At 31.5% G+C, this 18,227-nt stretch carries 13 protein-coding genes; 4 read left to right on the top strand and 9 right to left on the bottom strand.

Annotated features, from left to right (window positions below):
* Window positions 1-2,454, bottom strand: a 2,454-nt coding sequence (locus QZZ51_RS02415; protein WP_291865365.1) for an FAD-binding and (Fe-S)-binding domain-containing protein, incomplete at its 3' end; no start/stop codon positions are given.
* An 88-nt stretch (window positions 2,455-2,542) separates the two neighbouring features.
* Between QZZ51_RS02415 and QZZ51_RS02410 the strand changes: the two genes are divergently transcribed.
* The gene (locus QZZ51_RS02410) at window positions 2,543-3,055 is read left to right on the top strand and encodes a hypothetical protein (protein WP_291865362.1); all 513 of its coding nucleotides are present in this window, start codon (window positions 2,543-2,545) and stop codon (window positions 3,053-3,055) included.
* 103 nt (window positions 3,056-3,158) lie between these two features.
* Complete coding sequence (locus QZZ51_RS02405; RefSeq protein WP_291865361.1) at window positions 3,159-4,289, top strand: TlpA disulfide reductase family protein; 1,131 nt, start codon at window positions 3,159-3,161, stop codon at window positions 4,287-4,289.
* A 549-nt stretch (window positions 4,290-4,838) separates the two neighbouring features.
* Here the strand turns inward: QZZ51_RS02405 and QZZ51_RS02400 are convergent.
* The 7 genes from QZZ51_RS02400 to QZZ51_RS02370 all read right to left on the bottom strand — a co-directional run bounded on the left by QZZ51_RS02400 (window position 4,839) and on the right by QZZ51_RS02370 (window position 14,843).
* Window positions 4,839-5,087 (bottom strand): hypothetical protein, encoded by a 249-nt coding sequence (locus tag QZZ51_RS02400; protein ID WP_291865358.1) that lies wholly within the window; start codon window positions 5,085-5,087, stop codon window positions 4,839-4,841.
* Between the two features lie 53 nt (window positions 5,088-5,140).
* Complete coding sequence (locus QZZ51_RS02395) at window positions 5,141-6,316, bottom strand: YaiO family outer membrane beta-barrel protein (protein ID WP_291865356.1); 1,176 nt, start codon at window positions 6,314-6,316, stop codon at window positions 5,141-5,143.
* Window positions 6,317-6,363: 47 nt separating this feature from the next.
* Window positions 6,364-8,706 carry an LTA synthase family protein gene (locus QZZ51_RS02390; protein ID WP_291865353.1) on the bottom strand — a complete coding sequence of 781 codons (2,343 nt, stop codon included), beginning with the start codon at window positions 8,704-8,706 and terminating at the stop codon, window positions 6,364-6,366.
* 1 nt (window position 8,707) lies between these two features.
* Window positions 8,708-10,138, bottom strand: coding sequence for a glycosyltransferase (locus QZZ51_RS02385; RefSeq protein ID WP_291865351.1), 1,431 nt, complete (start codon window positions 10,136-10,138; stop codon window positions 8,708-8,710).
* Window positions 10,131-12,581 (bottom strand): HEAT repeat domain-containing protein, encoded by a 2,451-nt coding sequence (locus tag QZZ51_RS02380; RefSeq protein ID WP_291865348.1) that lies wholly within the window; start codon window positions 12,579-12,581, stop codon window positions 10,131-10,133. Before QZZ51_RS02380 ends, QZZ51_RS02385 begins: the two co-directional genes overlap by 8 nt.
* 102 nt (window positions 12,582-12,683) lie before the next feature.
* Entirely contained in the window at window positions 12,684-13,049 is a 366-nt protein-coding gene (locus tag QZZ51_RS02375; RefSeq protein ID WP_291865345.1) for a response regulator transcription factor, read from the bottom strand.
* 9 nt (window positions 13,050-13,058) lie between these two features.
* Window positions 13,059-14,843: an ATP-binding protein gene (locus QZZ51_RS02370; protein WP_291865343.1), complete on the bottom strand. Its 1,785-nt coding sequence runs from the start codon at window positions 14,841-14,843 to the stop codon at window positions 13,059-13,061.
* 197 nt (window positions 14,844-15,040) lie between these two features.
* Between QZZ51_RS02370 and QZZ51_RS02365 the strand changes: the two genes are divergently transcribed.
* Entirely contained in the window at window positions 15,041-16,324 is a 1,284-nt protein-coding gene (locus QZZ51_RS02365; protein ID WP_291865341.1) for a dipeptidase, read from the top strand.
* A 105-nt stretch (window positions 16,325-16,429) separates the two neighbouring features.
* Here the strand turns inward: QZZ51_RS02365 and QZZ51_RS02360 are convergent, their stop codons facing one another.
* The gene (locus QZZ51_RS02360; RefSeq protein WP_291865339.1) at window positions 16,430-17,326 is read right to left on the bottom strand and encodes a DUF72 domain-containing protein; all 897 of its coding nucleotides are present in this window, start codon (window positions 17,324-17,326) and stop codon (window positions 16,430-16,432) included.
* A gap of 104 nt (window positions 17,327-17,430) precedes the next feature.
* On the opposite strand from QZZ51_RS02360, the gene QZZ51_RS02355 reads away from it, so the two are divergent.
* Entirely contained in the window at window positions 17,431-18,210 is a 780-nt protein-coding gene (locus QZZ51_RS02355; protein ID WP_291865337.1) for an outer membrane lipoprotein-sorting protein, read from the top strand.
* Window positions 18,211-18,227: the final 17 nt, after the last annotated feature.

Raw genomic sequence — 18,227 nt, 5'->3', positions numbered from 1 at the left:
TTCATCTCTAAAAGTTAAAATAGCAGATGGTTCTAAACCAACAATTGGGATATTCTTAGCAACAATTGGCTTTAGTTTTTCTATATTTTTTAAAGCTAAAATTTTGGCTTGCTTTAAGAACCCTTTAGAAATATACGTTCTACCGCTTTCGCCATAAAAAAGAGATACATTATATCCCAATCTTGTCAATACTTCGATAGCATCCTTTCCTAATTCTACATCCAAATAACTCGTAAACTCATCTACATAAACGACAACCTCATTTTTAGACATAGTAGTCTTATTTTTAAATAGTTGAAGATAATTATTAAAATTAAAACTTGAAACTTTAGGAAGCGTTCTTTCTTTAGCTACCCCAGAGGTTTTCTTTATTAAACCACTAATAAAATTAGAATCATACATAGCATTTGTAAGTCTCGCAACCTTACTACCCAAACGATTCATCTTAGTACTATGCGCAAACAATTTTGCACGGAATGGATACCCATTTACCTCTTGGTATTGGTACAAAAATTCCGCTTTCAGGGTTGCCACATCTACATTACTAGGGCATTCGCTAGAACAGGCTTTACAACTGAGACATAAATCGAATACTTCTTTTAATTCTTTACTATCAAACTTATTTTTCTTATCCGAAGTGGTTAAAAATTCACGTAAAGCATTTGCTCTACCACGTGTAGTATCTTTTTCGTTCTTGGTAGCTTGGTAGCTTGGACACATAGCCCCAGACATATGATGTGTTTTACGACAATCCCCACTACCATTACATTTTTCTGCAGCTTTTAAAATACCCTCACTATCCGAAAAATTTAAAAGAGTTTTAATCTGAGGCTCTTCTCTTCCTATTTCATAGCGTAGAGATTCGTCCATAGGATAAGCGTCTACTATTTTCCCTGGATTAAAAATGTTACTAGGGTCAAAATAAGATTTTACTCTTCGTAATAACTCATAATTTTTGTCCCCTATCATTAAAGGAATAAATTCTGCTCTAACTATACCATCTCCATGTTCCCCACTAAAAGAACCTTTGTATTTTTTTGTAAGAACCGCCACATCGGTAGTGATTGCCCTAAACAAGCCTACATCCTCGCTTTTCTTTAAGTTAAGAATAGGTCTTAAATGCAATTCCCCAGCACCAGCATGCGCATAATATACTGCTTGCTGCTTGTGCTTTTTCATTATTAGAGTAAACTCCCCTATAAACTCTTTTAAATCTTCTAAAGCAACTGCCGTATCTTCTATACATGCAACCGCTTTCTTGTCTCCTACTATATTTCCTAAAAGCCCAAGTCCTGCTTTTCGCAAAGCAACTGCCTTAGCTATATCTGCACCTTTTAATACAGCTTCCGCATAACTTAAATTAGATTCTTTTACTTTTCTAAGTACACCTTTCACTTGCTCATCTAAATCTTCTTCCGAATAGGCATTTACCTGCAGCATAAGCAAAGCTTCTGGATCGCCTTCTACAAAAAACCGATTAACTAATTGTGCTCGGTTACTCTTAGTGCAATCTAAAATAACCTTATCCATCATTTCGCAGAGGTGCAAATTACAATCCATTACAGGAACGACATCTGTTAAACAGTCTTCTAAGGAATTATAATGCGTTATAACCATAGCCGACAATGGAGGCGGCAAATCGTCCAATTTAACCGTTATTTCTGTCGTAAAAGCAAGTGTCCCTTCACTACCACTTAATAATTTACACAAATTAAAATCATCCTGTGCATCTCCAAAAACTGCATTATTTAACAACTCGTCTACAGCATACCCTGTATTTCTTCTGTGAATAGATTTTTTGGGAAACTCATTGTTTATTTCTTTTTGTATACTTTTATTATTCAGCTCTTTATATATATTCTTGTAAATATATGCTTCAAGTGAATCTGATTCCATTTTTTTTTGAAATTCAGCACTAGAAAGCGCTTTAAACTCCACTTCTGAGCCGTCTGAAAGAATGGTTTTTAAAGAAACTACCTTATCTCTAGTTACACCATATTGTATAGATGTAGTCCCTGAAGAATTGTTACCAACCATACCACCAATCATACAACGATTAGAAGTCGATGTATTTGGTCCAAAAAATAAACCATAAGGTTTTAAATATAAGTTTAATTCATCTCGAATTACACCTGGATGCACCGTTATTTGCTTTTTCTCTTTGTCTAAAGAAACAATCTTTGTAAAGTTTTTAGATACATCTACAACAATTCCGTCTCCCACACATTGCCCCGCCAAAGAAGTTCCTGCCGTTCTAGGAATTAATCCCACTTTATGTGTATTTGCAAAATGTATTAGCTCTTTTATATCGGGTACTGAACTTGGAAAAGCGACTGCCATTGGAATTTTCCTATAAACAGAAGCATCTGTAGCATACAATGTTCTGCTTAAATTATCGATCTGTAATTCCCCCTTTAATCTATCTCCTAATTCCTCTAAAATTATTTTATCCAAAGCAGTACAATTTTGATAACAAATTTAAGTTTTTATTGTATGAGCCCCATTACACAAGAGCTCATTTTTTAATAGAAAATAAAATACTATGAAAATGTTCAAATTATTTATGGCAATACTTTGCCTTAGTACCTTGAGTTTAAAAGCTCAAGAAATTTCGGACCATGCCCTTGGTTTACGTTTAGGAGATAGCGATGGTTTCGGTGCTGAAATATCCTATCAAAAATTACTATCTAGAAGCAATAGATTAGAACTAGATTTAGGATTTAGAGACAGTCGTAATTACGACGCTGTTAAATTAGCAGGATTATACCAATGGGTATTCCCTATTGACCAGGGTTTTAATTGGTACTATGGTGCTGGTGGTGGCCTTGGAAGTGTAGATTTTAGATATAGGTATTATGATATCGATTATGATGGTGATGATGACAATGATGGTGTTTTTATTTTTGCGGCAGGAGATGTAGGCATAGAATACAACTTTGATTTCCCCTTGCTACTCTCTTTAGACTTTAGACCAGAAATTGGCATTCTTGGCTATAACGGGTTTTCTGATAATTTTGATTTTGATATAGCCTTAGGGGTTCGCTATCAATTTTAATCTACTAACCTCATAAAAAACAAGCCCTTAACTCTAAATGTTAAGGGCTTTTTTTATTTCTTATATATAAGTACATTTGCCACATCTAAAAATAAAAAACATTATGAAAAGAATTCTTTTGCCACTAGTTTTAATTATAACCTTAATAGCCTGCAACCAAAAACCAGAGGGCTATGTTATAAATGGTACTCTAAGAGGAGACGTTGCTGATGGCACACAAGTTATACTTAAAAAAATTGGAGAGAATAATCAACCAGTTGCCATAGATACTGTTTTAACTACAGGCGGCACCTATACTTTTTCTGGCAAACCAACAACTCCAGAACTTCACTATATCTTCGTAGATAAACTTCCAGGTTATACTGTTGTTGTTTTAGAAAATGGCGAAATTGAAATCTCAGCCCAAAAAGACAGCTTAAACCTTGCTAAAATAAAAGGAACTATTCAGAATGATATTTTTTCTGACTATATGGAAAAATCATTAGCAATGTCTAACAGAGCCATGTCTATACAAAAAGACCTTCAGAAAGCTAATATAGAAAAGAATGATGCTGTTATTAGCGCGTTAAGTGATGAAATGAAGGAACTACAAGAGGAACACAAGGATTTTGAAATTGATTATATAAAAGCAAATCCAAATGGGCTAATATCCGCATTATTAATTGATAAAGCAATAGCTTCTAGAGTTGTACCTACAGAAGACCTAAAAGCGCTATATGAAGGTTTATCTCCTGAAATTAAAAGTAACAAAGTTGCCGAAAATGTTTTACAACGCATTTCGTTTTTAGAAGAAAAAGCTTCTAATGGACAAAATACAACAGTAGGTAAAAAAGCACCTAACTTTAGTGCAAAATCTCCAGAAGGTAAAGAAATTGCTTTAAATGATATTCTAGGCAAAGTTACCTTAATAGATTTTTGGGCTGCATGGTGTAAGCCTTGTAGAGCTGAGAACCCTAATGTTCTTGCTGTTTACAAAAAATACCATAAGAAAGGTTTGAACATTATTGGTGTTTCTTTAGATAAAGATGGCGAACAATGGAAAAAAGCTATTTTAGATGACAAGTTAGAATGGAACCAAGTATCTAACCTAGCTTATTTTAATGATGAAATTGCTAAATTATACAATGTAGATGCTATTCCTGCTGCATTTTTATTAGATGAGAATGGCGTAATCATAGCTAAGAACCTAAGAGGAGATGCTTTAGAACAAAAAGTAGCCGAATTACTTAACTAGTAATTTTACTGCTATAAAAAGAGGCCGTCTAAAAACATTTAGGCGGTTTTTTTAGTTTTGGCTTATTAGATAAATTCTGGTTTTCAATTAATAGATTGAGTAAAAAAGCAAGGAAATTTTTACGCTCTTAGGGTTACCTTTTTTAGGTTGTGAGCCATGGGTCTTCTCTAAAACGCTTAAATCTAACCGAATCTAAAATTAATTAACTATACGTACGGGATGATTCTTGGGTGCCAAATCATCATAACTGGGTGGAAGCGGACTCAACTGGTCTTGATTATTGGTCTTCCATACTACTTTTCTGATCATAACTAAAGTTACGAACCTCTAAATTTAAATCAAAAAAAAGAAGCTGCCTTTTTAGACAGCCTCTTATATTATTATTGATTTGTACCCTATAACTAAGAGTATGTAAGTTTATTGATATTATAATCTACTAAAATTTCATTTAAATTTTGAATGAAGCTTAAGTAAGCTGTGTTGTCTTGATTTTTGTTTGCCATAATTATTTGGGGGTTTAGAGGGTAAATTAGTTTTTGTTTAATAAGACTACATAAAGTCTAATTCTACCAATTCATTAATACTTAATATTTCGTTTAAATCTTGAAGGAATGCTAAGTATTCCTCTCCGTAGGTGTCATAAAGCATATTAAAAATGGTTAAAATTAGTATTAAGACTTGGGTTTTAATTTCTACGTAAACATAATTATAACGTTTCTTTAGACCAATTAATTGTGGTGTATTAAGCAAAACTTGTTGTGAAGCTGCTAATTTGTGTTTGTTTAGACAAAAAGCCACGTTAAGCCTTGTGTTTATAAGCTTTTATTGACTTATGCAGTTCATCGAATTTTTTAGAATTTGACCTGATATGTTATACCTGCCGACACAGACCAAAAGAATTTCCCAGGGTTAAAAACAAGTTCTTGATGCGCAATTCCTAAGTTTGCCTTATAAATATTAGGGTTCTTTTTTCCTGTGAATTGATATTCGAATAACAGTTGTTGCGACTCTACATAAAATACGGTTTCAGCCAATAAGGTGTCTTGTGCATTACGTAATTGTTTTAATTCTGATGAGTATCCAACTACGGCAGTTACTCCAAGATAGTTTTGCTTATCTCTAAGATACTTTCTAGCAAGTGCTGTTCCTGAAAACCCTAAATTTTTACCGCTTATAGATGTAATATATGGACGAGCTGAAAAGTAATAGTTACCTTTATATAAACCTACACTAGCTGTCATAATAGTGGCTTTTATAGTTTTAAAATCCATATATCGTATTCCTAAAGATAGCTCCATATTTTTAGGATAATTTGCATATACCTCTACTCCTGCCCTGTGCTTAGAATATATAGAAGCGTTAGAAAAACCATAATTTAAATACCCATAAAACATTTTGGATAGCTTGGGGTAAAAATCTAACTCGTATTGTAAACCATGCGTGTTAAACCTGTTACTATAATTAATTCTAGGAATAATAGGTCCTGAAAGCGTTTCTCTTTTATATTCTATACTGGAATAAAACATGGGGTCATATGCCACATCGAAAATCTCGAAACTATTAGAAATACCAATTTGGTTACGCAATGGTTCTTCCTGTTTTGCTTCGGACGTATCTTCTTCTATACTCGATTCACCGGTTATTCCATCCATAGCATATTGCTTCTGTTTTAGAAGGTCTATGTCTTCTTCTATATAATTTAATGCTTTGTTAGATAAACCTAAAGCGGTGGCATAATTTTCGGAATACAACTCATTATTAATCGCAGCAACCCAAACTTCTTTAATTCCCTTTTCTTTGGTGGTTATTTTATTAAAGTGTTTTCTAGCATCATCATATTTTGCATCCCATGTATACGTTTTGGCTAAAAGGATACGAACATCCGTATAATCGGGGTAAACACTTAAAATATGATATAATGTATCTCTTGCTTCGGTACGGTTTCCTGCGAAAGCCAAATCTCTAGCAGTAATGAAAGAAGTATCTGGGTCTCCCGAGTATGCACTTTCTTGTGCAGAAATACACATGCAAAAAAAGTATAGTAATAAAGTAATGTATGTTTTTAATAGGTGCATTAGAATTGGGTTTCTACATTTTTTTGTTTAGAGACTAGGGTAATTGCTCTTAATACTTTGGAAATTACTTCTTTAGAATCAATATTGTTTTCTTCTATTTTTTCTTTAAGTTCTATGGCTCTTTCATTTTCATTAGACCAGTAGTAAGTATCTAACAGTGCAGAATAGCCATCATCGTAGGTTGGGTATTTTCGTACTACTTCTTCTAACAACAACATAGAAGTAGTGTATTCCTTTTTCCAAGCGTGCAACCTGCCAACCAAAATTTCTGTATCCGAGTGCCTTGGTATTTTAGATAAAATATGATTGCATAATAATAAAGAACGATCCCAATCCTTATTAAAAGAAAGGTTTCTAGCTGTTATATATGCATTGTCATAATCTTTTCCATTAAATACACTTTCTATCCATATTTTATCTTGTTTAGATAATTCTGCTATAGTTGTGTTGTATAGGGATAAAGAATCTGGAATAATTTTATTGTTTTTAGTAACGTAGTTATTTACAGATTTAAAAAAACTAAAATCTTGTTCTATTTTTTTGGATAGGTTGGCATCTTCTTCTATCTGTAGGTTTAATTTCTCATTTAATGCATAGACCTTATTTTTACTTATAAAATGTGAACCTTTAATATAATCTACAATAGCATTACGTCTTTTAATAAGTGGTATCTGCTTGGAAGTACTAAAAGTACTTTTGTGTATTAAAGCATCTCCAAGCCAAGCATTTTGATTCGGTACGTTTAATTTATAATTTGCATTTAGGTACGACAGTATGCTCGGAGCTATATCTGCATGCGAGGTTAAAGATGGTATTGTTCTAGCCTCTTTCTGTAATGGGCTATAAATAAGCAAAGGCACTCTATAACGCTGTAAATTATTAGATTGTGGAAGATCTGTAGTGTTATGACTACCAGTAATAATAAAGATGGTATTCTTATATTCTGATTTACTTTTGTAAGATTCCATAAAAGCTTTTAACGCTTTATCTGTATAAAGCATACTTGCTAATAATTCTTTGTTTTTAGAAATCAGTTTTTTTGCTCGTTTATCTAGGTTTAGTTGTTCTAATTTTTTCTCTACCTTTTCTATACATATATCTTGACCAGGAATTAAAAAAGGGTTTTTAGAACTGAGTGTTAGTAAAACATCGAATCTTGGTTTTTTACTAGAAAAGTAACTTGTATTAAATTTTTTATACATTTCAGTATCTGGATATCCCAAAGAAATACCCGCAGCATCTTCCTCTTGTAACGTATAATTTTTACCAAAATCTTGTTTATCAATAATACGATCTACACGTTCTTCATCTAAAAATTTATCCATGTAATTAAGAGCACTATTTCCTCCATAATTAAAAGAAGTTATATAACCGTTTTTCTTTAAAACACTATATAATGTATTTCTGTGAGTATAGTTCTCTAAATTCGTAAAACCTTCTTTTCCAAAGGGTAGAGAGCCAACGATATTTGGAATAGTAGCAAAACTTTCGCCACTATTACTTAAATGGTTCTCCCAATAGATACTTTTGGTTGTTAAACTTTGTAGGAAAGGTGTAAACCCTTTGTATTTTGCATTTGCACCCACAAAATCGGAGCCTAAACCTTCTATAATTATAAATAGAATATTTGGTTTTCTAGGAGCTGAGTTTAATAATGGAGTTAACACATCTTTAGGCAATTTACTTTTTAATAATGGGTATTCTAAAGTTCCTTCGTAGGTGTTATTTTCTAAGATGTAATCTTTTAAGCTAATAATTAAATGGTTGGTTTTATTTTCATTAACAGGTTTTTTACTGGCATATAAGGTTGCAAGAAATAAGCTGAAGAGTATTATGGTAAAAGGGTACATTCTACTTATAATACTATACGCTCTAGAAGTTACCTTATGCAGGTAATAACTTAGACTAAAGCAAATTAGTAAAAGACCAATTACTGGTGCTATAGAGAATAGTACTGTGTCCGATTTAGAAAGGCTAAGAATATCGGTTCCTAATATTTCATAATTCTGCACATAATATTGTATTAAAAGAGCCTCAACAATGATTAAAAAGACTAAAATAATTTTCACCGATTTATAGCCTAATTCCGGTTTTTTATTCTCTAAAAAATTGAACAAAAAGGAAAGAATAAGAGCGGTTATAGCAACATAACCAGTATGGTTTAATAATAGTAAAAAGAAGCTTTTATTAATTACAGTATCTAAAACCCCACTTAAATAAAGGCTCAAATTTTGGTAGAATGACAATACAATTAATGCCCCAAAAAAAGTAAGTACTAAAGGAATAAAATCCTTTAGCTTTTTTGGAGTATTATTTTTTGGTATGTTTTGTTCTACTTGCATTTTACGCTGTTTTTGCGAATCCTTTTCGTACTTGGGATCCCCAACCAGATTTAATTTTAAATAGTTTTTTATAATTACCACGAATAGCAGCAAATACTACTATTGGATGAAAAGTTATAGGTTCTACAATAGCACAAAACATTAGAATTAAAATGTCTTTTGTTTTTTTGTATTCGTTGTACGCGTATACATCCCACAGAATAGCATAAAATGAAAACATAATAGAAAACACGTAAATTGTCGCAGTAATAGCAATGAAGAAATCCCAATTAATTATACCTAAATAAAAAAATAGGAAAATAGTTAACATTCCAAAAAATTCTAACATAGGAGCTAACCATTCATAGAAAAACCAATACGGATAACTAAGCATACCCAATCTTCCGTATTTTGGATTAAAGAACATGTCTTTGTGCTTAAAAAGAGTTTCTAGGTTACCTCTAGCCCATCTGTCTCTTTGATTTACAAGTATTTTTAAATCTTCGGGAACCTCGGTCCAACATAAAGGATCAGGAATATATTCTATGGTATAAGGTATTTTACGATCGTGCATATACCTTCTCATTTTAAAGACAATTTCCATATCTTCTCCTACGGTATTGGTATCATAACCATCTACAGCTAATGCTAATTCACGGTCAAAAAAACCAAAAGCACCCGAGATGATTAACAAGCTATCTATTCTTCCCCACGCCATTCTTCCTAAGATAAAAGAACGTGTATATTCTAATAACTGAAACCTTGCTAACCAATTGGTTGGTAATTTAATTTCTTCTAATTGCCCACCTTGAATGACACAAGAATTGGCTACTCTAATAACACCACCAACAGCAATAACCTTTTTTTCGGAACGCTGATAAAAAGATTTTACAACATGTAATAAGGCATCTGGTAACAAAAGGCAATCTACATCTATACAACCAACATACTTATTGGTAGATAGAGCCATACCAGTATTTAAGGCATCAGACTTACCCCCATTTTCTTTATCTATTACGGTAAGTTTAGAAAATGCTCTTTGGGGAGATTTATAAATACCACGTATAGGTTTGGACTTCCAATTGGGATCTATTTCTTGGTCAATTTTAACCAAGTCATAGGCATCAATCATTTTTTGTAAGGTATCATCTTTACTACCATCATTAACCACCATGACTTCGTAATTCACATATTTTAATGACATTAGAGATCTAATATTCTCTACAATGGTCATTCCTTCATTGTATGCTGGCGCAATTATGGTAATACTTGGAGCCAAAGGAGATGCCATTAGTTTAGACATGTCTCCGAAGCTATTTTTATTCTTGTAGTGTATGGTATTTCTTGTAGATAAATATCCCATCGCAATAAAAAAAGTGAATAGGATAACCGTAAACAAGAAAAAAACAATGTTTATATATTCTAAAATGATATTAAAAAAACCACTATCCATTTAGTCTTTCGAACAGTTTAGAGGAGAAGGTATAAAATTGCTCCAAGAAAGAAGCTTCTTTCTTATTTACGGTATCAATAGCAATTGGCATAGACTCTTCTATTGTTTTAGCAGCTTGTATATTGTTTTTCTTTAATTCTGTTTCATAATCGTTTAAAAAAGCATATTCCAAAGGAATAGGTTCCGTACTCTGGGTGTCTTCTGTAGACACTAGATTTAGCACTTTTTCTTCTTTAATGTTTATTTGATTTTGAAGTTGAGCAATACATATTAAAGCTTTTTGTCGAACATTATTATCTGGATCACCTAACAACTTATTTAAAAGTTTAAGCTCTTTTTTATCTCCGACAGCAACAATTTCATCTAGTAATATAAGTTTGGACTCTGAATCAGAATTACTAAATAACTCTTCAATTAGGTTTACCTCACTTATATATTCTTCTTCTTTTACTTTCATATCAACATCTATGTTTTGAACATTTTTTTGATGAATTTTTTCTAATACTTCTAAAATTCTTTCTTTAATAGAATCATTGTTTTCTTCTATTAAAAATTCTTGTAACAATGGAATTTCTCTTGCATCTCCAAAGGTTACCATATCTTCAAGGGTTACCATCATTTCTAAATCTTTATCACTATAAAAAATGGGTTTAGGAATACTATTTAGAATATTCGTAGTGGTGTCCTTATTTACAACCTCCTTATCCTCTTTTTTAGGTAATACAGTAGTAAAATCTACATCATACTCCATTAAATTAATTACTTCTGGATGACTATTAGATTTTTCAGGTTCCTTAGGTGTAATCTTTATTTCTTCATAAATAGTTTCTATTTCTTTAATATTTAGAACATCGATATCATCTATAGATACGGGTTTATTAACGGACGCTACTTCTTCATAAACAACAGGTATAAAGCTTACTACAGTTTCTTTCTTTGTCTCTTTAGAAAATTCATTATCATAAATTATATCTGGCACTTGTTTATAGAAATTATCTAAACTTGGAGTGTTTTCTTTTTTCTTAAGAGTAACAAGAGGAAGAAAATCTAATTTAAATTCTTTTGTATCGCTTGTGTTTAGGAGAGGTTTTACTATTTCAAAAACCACCTCTAAATCATTCATATTTTTACCTACTACTTTTTGAAAGTTTACAATAATATCCTTAACATTACTTGTATTATTATCTAAGGGCTTGTGTTTTTCGATAACTTTAGGTTCTTCGCTAGATATAATAGGAAGAAAACCTAGATTTATAGTATCCTCCTTTTTAGGGTTGGGGTCTTTAATAGTAGATTTTAGTTCTTCTTTTCTAATTTCTTGAATGACTTCTTTTACGTTTTCTATTTCTATAGCCTCTTGCCCTTTTTTATCGGTATCCATATTTTGTATAGTTTTGGTACTAGAATCTATAGTTTTATCCTCCATAATCGCTGTTTCTAGATCTTCCGGAATATTATGGTGTATATTAGTTTCTATATCTTCTGTAGGTAATATACTTTCTGGAGCAATAGCATTAATGGTACTTAGAGCTTTGCTCTTAACAGAAAAATTACGCTCTTTGAATTCTATTTGACTTAAAAATGGTAAATCGTCTTCCGTACCTATTACGGCTAATGCACTTAAAATTGCAATTTTTGTATTCGCCGAAGAGTTCCAGAAAACTAGTTTTAAGGTCTCTGTAGCATTTAGGAATGCAAATTCTTTTATACATTGTATAGCTTCTTCTCTTATTTGGATGTTTTTATGTTTCACCAATTCTATAATAGATAACTCTGCATCGTTTTGGTTATAATGCTTAATTAAACGTAGAGAAAAAAGAACCACATGTTTATTCCCAGATGTTAGCCATTGTTTAAACTTTGGAGGTTGAAAATCTTTTTGGTTACGAAGAACTTCTAACAGTTTTAATTGCTGCCACTCCGATATTCTATATTTGGTTGTGTCTAGAAAATGTGAAATACCTTCCTGTTTTAAGGTAACAGTTGCTATCTCTGCTTGTTTACGGATAGTACCACGTTTATCATTAATAAATTTGGTAATAAACCCATAAGATTCTACAACATGCATTTGTGTAAGCTCAAAAATACCTTTCGATATAAGTTGCCAACGCCAACTTTCTAATTTTTTATAAGCGTCTTTATGTAGTTCTAATTCTTTGTAAAGCGTAAAAAGAGATTTTTGTATTTTTCCACTGACATCTTTACCAAGATCCAATAAGACTTCGGAAAGAATTCTTCGGTTAAATGTATCCTTTAAAAATTGTCTAATTTCTATTTTAAGCTTTATATAGCTTGTTTTTTCATCCTTAGAACTATTTTCTTCAAAAAATAAAAACTCACTTATTATAGGTGATAAATCTTTCTTTTTCTGGTCTATAATTTTGTTCTGAGAGGATAATTTGTTCCTAAAGTAGAATATACCGATAAAATATAGTGCTGCCAAGCTCACAAATAATATGGAAAGGTCCCATAGTAGATCTGTGTGTATTTTTGGCGCAGTAATTAACGCTTGGGGGCTATATCGCGTAATTGTACTTAACAATGTTTATTTATTCAATTCTTTAGTAATTCTTAATAATAATTCGGTTGGACTAAAAGGTTTCGATACAAAATCATTGGCTCCTAATTCAAAAGCACTTAGAACATTTTCTTCATTTCCTGCTGAGGAAATTATAATAATAGGTATGTTTAGTTTAAGTTCATTTCTCACAAAATCTACTAATTCAATTCCGGAGAAATAAGGCATCATTATATCGCTTACAATAATATCTGGAATACTTTTACTTAAATATTCTTTTACTTCCTTTCCGTTACTAACAAAGGTTACTTGGTAACCCTCTTTTTTAAGTCTAAATTGAAGTAAAGAAACAAGTAGTTGGTCATCATCTGCAAGCAATATTTTTTTGGTCATGCTTGGTTTCTATTGTTTTCTTAATTTATTTAAAGCAACGTCTAGTTCTTGTTCTACTTTAGGATACTCAATTAAAAAACGGCTGTATAAAAACTCCACATGTTTTTTATCAACATTGTTCTTACAACTATTCTGAATTTGCACAATAATTTCAAGTAAGCTTTCTGTTTCTAACATGGCTAAGCCTGCCTTTATTTTATGTGCGGCAAGAGAAACGTCGTCAAAAGAATTATTAGTTAAATGTACTTTTACAACACCAATAAATTCTAATGCGTTTTGCTTGTAAAGACGAATTAATTCATCTAATAATTCTATTTGCCCCATACATTCTTTCCAGATTGGGGTTAGGTCTATATCCTTTTTAGTATTTAAATCTTTCTGTACTTCAATAAAGACCTGCGGTTCTTCTGCTAAGACTGCTTTCATATTTTTATTTTTAACTAGTTTTATTAATAATTCATCTGGACTATACGGTTTTAATATAAAATCGTTAATTCCGTATTCTTTACAGAGCTGTTCATCTCTTGCGCTAAAGTCTGCTGATAGGGCAATTATTGGTACTTGATTAATATCTTTTCTCTTACTATTTCTTATTTTTTCAGTAACCTCAAATCCATTCATTACAGGCATTTTAAGGTCCATTAAAACAACATCAATTTTCTTGGTTTTTAATATTTCAAGTCCGTATTTAGCATCATCTGTTATGTAAGTTTTACAATTCCATGAACCTAGACGTTGTTCAATCAATTTTTGATTTAATAGGTTGTCTTCAAAAACTAAAATACCGGTGCCATTCACCAGTTGTTTTCCTTTTTCAAGGTTTATGGTATTTTTATTTTTATTAACGACTTTAGAATCATCCCCTTCCATATAAGGAAGTGTAAAATTAAAAGTGGTACCTCTACCCTCTTTACTTTCTACTTGAATATTACCTTCTAATTTTTCTATAATCTGTTTTACAATACTTAACCCTAAACCAGTACCACCATACTTGGTAAATGTATCGTGCTCTGCTTGTTTATATGAGTCAAAGATGTGACTCAATTGTTTTTGAGACATACCAATACCGGTATCTGCAATAGTAAACTCAATTACATATTCTTTTTTATTTATTAATTCTTTTAGTGTTATTTCTAAACATATTTCTCCTTTTTCTACAAATTTTATTGCATTACCTATTATATTCAATAGGATTTGAGATAATTTCGATGGGTCTCCTATGAGTGTTTCAGGAATTGCTTCATCTAATTTGGTATGTAATTTTATGTTCTTGTCAACAATAAGTGTTTGGCATAGATAGGTGGCGTCTTTAACGAGGCTATGAAAATTAAAATCAATACTTTCAAACTCCTCTAATCCTGCAGATAGTTTAGAATATTCTAATAATTCATTAATGATTTCCATTAAAGAGTACGATGCAGACTGTATAGCATTTACTTGCTCTAGCTGCTTCTCTTTAAGCTTACTTTCTTTTAATAAATCTGCAAAACCTATAATACCGTTTAAAGGAGTTCTTATTTCATGGCTAACATTTGCAATTAATTTATTGGCATCAGAACTTGTATTTTCTAGAGGTACTTCTCCTATAGATCCTCCAGATGCTTCTTGCATAATTACATCTTCATAATATGCAGGAATAAGCGGGTTAAAAATCTTAGTTTCTAAGTTTTTCTTAAACGAAGAGAAAGATTTTTTGAGTTTAGAAGCTTCTTCTGAACTTAATTCATCGAATGAAAATTCACGTAATGACGATTCTAAACGAGAAATTTGGTTTAGTAGGCTTTTTGCTTTCAATGGTTTGTGTTTTTATTAATATAATAAGTGGTTCTTTTTTGCTGTTTTTTTTATGTTAACGCTTTCTAAAACCTATTTTTACCTTATTATGCATCCATTAAAACTCCATTATTAAAGCCTAGTAGGCAATAAAATGTTCCCTAAGGGTAAAAAAGTGTTGTCAAATTGCCTAAATTGTAGGTCTAAAATTCTTATAAATGAAACGTTTTATCTATATTTTTTGCATTTTACCTATTTTTTCATGTGGTGAATCCCCTAGTAATAAGGAAGAAACATTAGAAGAGAAAGTGCAAAGAGTACATCAACAAGTAATTACGATAGACACGCATAACGACATAAATGTTGCTAATTTTACGGATAGCATCAATTATACACAGCGGTTAGATTCTCAAGTGAATCTTCCTAAAATGGAAGAAGGAGGTCTAGACGTTTCTTGGCTTATTGTTTATACTGGTCAAGATTCTTTAAGCGTAAATGGGTATAAAAGAGCAAAAGAAAATGCGGTAAGTAAATTTAATGCCATCCATAAATTGTGTAATGAAATTGCACCCGATAAAATAGAGCTTGCACTGAGTTCTGAAGATGTTAGAAGTATTACCAAAAAGGGTAAAAAAGTAGCAATGATTGGGGTTGAAAACGCATATCCTATTGGAGAAGATTTAGGAAATTTTAAAAAATATTATGATTTGGGAGCTAGGTATATTTCGCTATCCCATAATGGTCATAGTCAATTTTGCGATTCTAATACCGGAGAAAAAGATAGTGTTTGGTTGCATAATGGCTTAAGTGATCTAGGTAAATTAGCTGTAAAAGAAATGAATAGATTGGGTATTATGATTGATGTTTCTCATCCTTCTAAAGAATCTATGAAACAAATGATAGCTTTATCTAAAGCGCCCATTATAGCTTCTCATTCATCTGCAAGAGCATTATGTAATCATAGTAGAAATTTAGATGATGAACAACTTTTATTAATGAGAGATAACGGTGGTGTGGTACAAACAGTAGCTTTTAGTTCTTATTTAGATACAGAGAAACATAATAAAAGGGCCGATTATATGCGTATTATATATAAAAAAGTGGCAGATTCTCTAGAAATAGAATGGTATGACAGATCTCAGTTTTCTGCTTTATCCGCTCATCAGAGAGCTCATTTTATGGAGAATTACCCTAAAATTCTTAAAATCGGAAAAACTATAGCTAAAGAAGATAAACAAGCTCCTACAGGAGTTAATGTTTCCGATTTTGTAAATCATATCGATTATATGGTAAATCTAATAGGAATAAACCATGTAGGCATTAGCTCTGATTTTGATGGCGGTGGCGGTATCGAAGGATGGTCAGATGCTTCTGAAACTAGTAACGTTACCAGAGAATTAATTAAAAGAAACTATCCCGAAGAAGACATAGCTAAATTATGGGGAGGCAATTTATTACGCGTATTAGACCAAGTTCAAGAAATAGCTAGGTCTTACAATTAATTATCAGAACCTGCTAAACAGTCTTTTACATATTCTATTTTGATTTTCTCAGGACTATTTTCTAGTATAAAACTTAAAAATGAAGTTTTATACTAGAAAATAGTTTTAAAATAACTTTGGGCTAGAATTAAAGTTTGTTTTAGGAATTATTAAATTACAACCTAGTTTTTTATTCAAATTGGTAATAAAATAAGCGGATAATAATGGAGACTCTAGTTCCATATTTTGATGAACAAAAAAATGTATATTCTTTAATCCCTTATCTTTCCAATCTACAAGTTTATCAATCCAATCATCTAATCTAGAATAATCACTTTCATGGTTAGCGCCTACATACCTAATAAATGCCTCATTATTTGTTAGCCTCATGTGCATAATATCTCTCCTACCTGCAGTATCAACCAGTGTATTACTTATATTGTTTTCTTCTAACAAATGGTATAATTCATTAGCTACTTTTTCATTGTTAAACCAATCTGTATGCCTAAACTCCATAGATAAAGGAAATTCTTTAGGCCAATACTCTACAAAACGCACTACCCTTTCCCAATTTTTTGGTCCAAAATTGCTGTGCATTTGTAAAAAGATAGTTCCAAGTTTTTCTTTTAAATTAGAAGTAACATTCAAGTATTCATCTAAAATGGGGTATGCTTTATCATTTAAACGTCTTAAATGACTAACGCTTTGCGTAATTTTTGGGAAAAATTTAAAATATGAAGGTGTTTTGTTATACCAATTTTGGTATTGTTCTGTAGGGAAAATTCTATAAAAAGTTGCATTAAATTCTATGGCATTAAATTGCGAAGAATAATATACCAATTCATCTTTTGTTCCTCTTGGGTAAAAGTTTTTTAAATCTTGTTTGTTCCATTTAGCACAGCCAACATATACGTTTACTGGGTCTTTTGTTCTGCTTTTAGATAATATTTTTTTTGTTTCTAAGTGATCTGTAGGAATAGAAAAATCTATAATTTCGGGGTGTTCTACTTTTCCAAACTTCATGCTAAATGTTTTTAAATATTTTTTTGAAAGAAAAATACTTCATAAGTATGTAACAATATATGTAAATTTGATACTAATCCATTAATAACAATAAAGAAACACTTATGAAAACACTAAAACTTTGTATTGCAGTATTAACCTTAGCTTTCGTTACGCCTACTCAAGGCCAAACAGCTGATGAAATTATTAATTCATATTTTGAAAACATTGGAGGTTTAGAAAAAATAAAAACCGTATTGGGAGTTAAAATGATTGCTAAAGTGAACCAACAAGGAATGGAAATACCTTTAGAAATAGTACAGTTAAAAGACGGACGACAAATGACTCTTATTAACTTTCAAGGAAAAGAAATTAAACAAGGTGTTTTCGATGGTGAAACTTTATGGAGTCATAACTTTATGACCATGAAAGCAGAAAAGAGCGATGCGGAAGCTACAAGTAACTTTAAATTAAACGCTAACGATTTTCCAGATTCTTTTTTGGACTATAAAAATAAAGGGTACACCGTAGAACTAATAGGAAAAGAAACTATTGATGGAGCAGAAACTTTTAAAATAAAACTAATTAAAGAACCTGTAACGGTAGATGGTAAAGAAGAGGAAGATATTTCTTTTTACTTTTTTGATAGTGAAAACTTTGTTCCCATTGCTGTTCAAACCGAAGTGAAATCTGGTCCTGGTAAAGGAATGACATCTGAAGTAACCTTTAGTGATTACCAAGAAGTAGACGGAATTTATTTTCCATTTTCTATGACCCAAGGGGTTAAAGGGCAACCTGGAAGCCCTCTTACTATAGAATCTATAGTTCTTAATCCTGAAGTAGAAGAAAGTGCTTTTGCTTTTCCAGATGAAATGGAAACAGAAACAGAAACAGAAAAAAAATAATTACTAATAATTTTAAG

Source organism: Maribacter sp., assembly GCF_016744255.1.
In the GTDB taxonomy this organism is placed as follows: domain Bacteria; phylum Bacteroidota; class Bacteroidia; order Flavobacteriales; family Flavobacteriaceae; genus Maribacter_B.
This window is presented reverse-complemented; position numbering and strand designations above follow the sequence as displayed.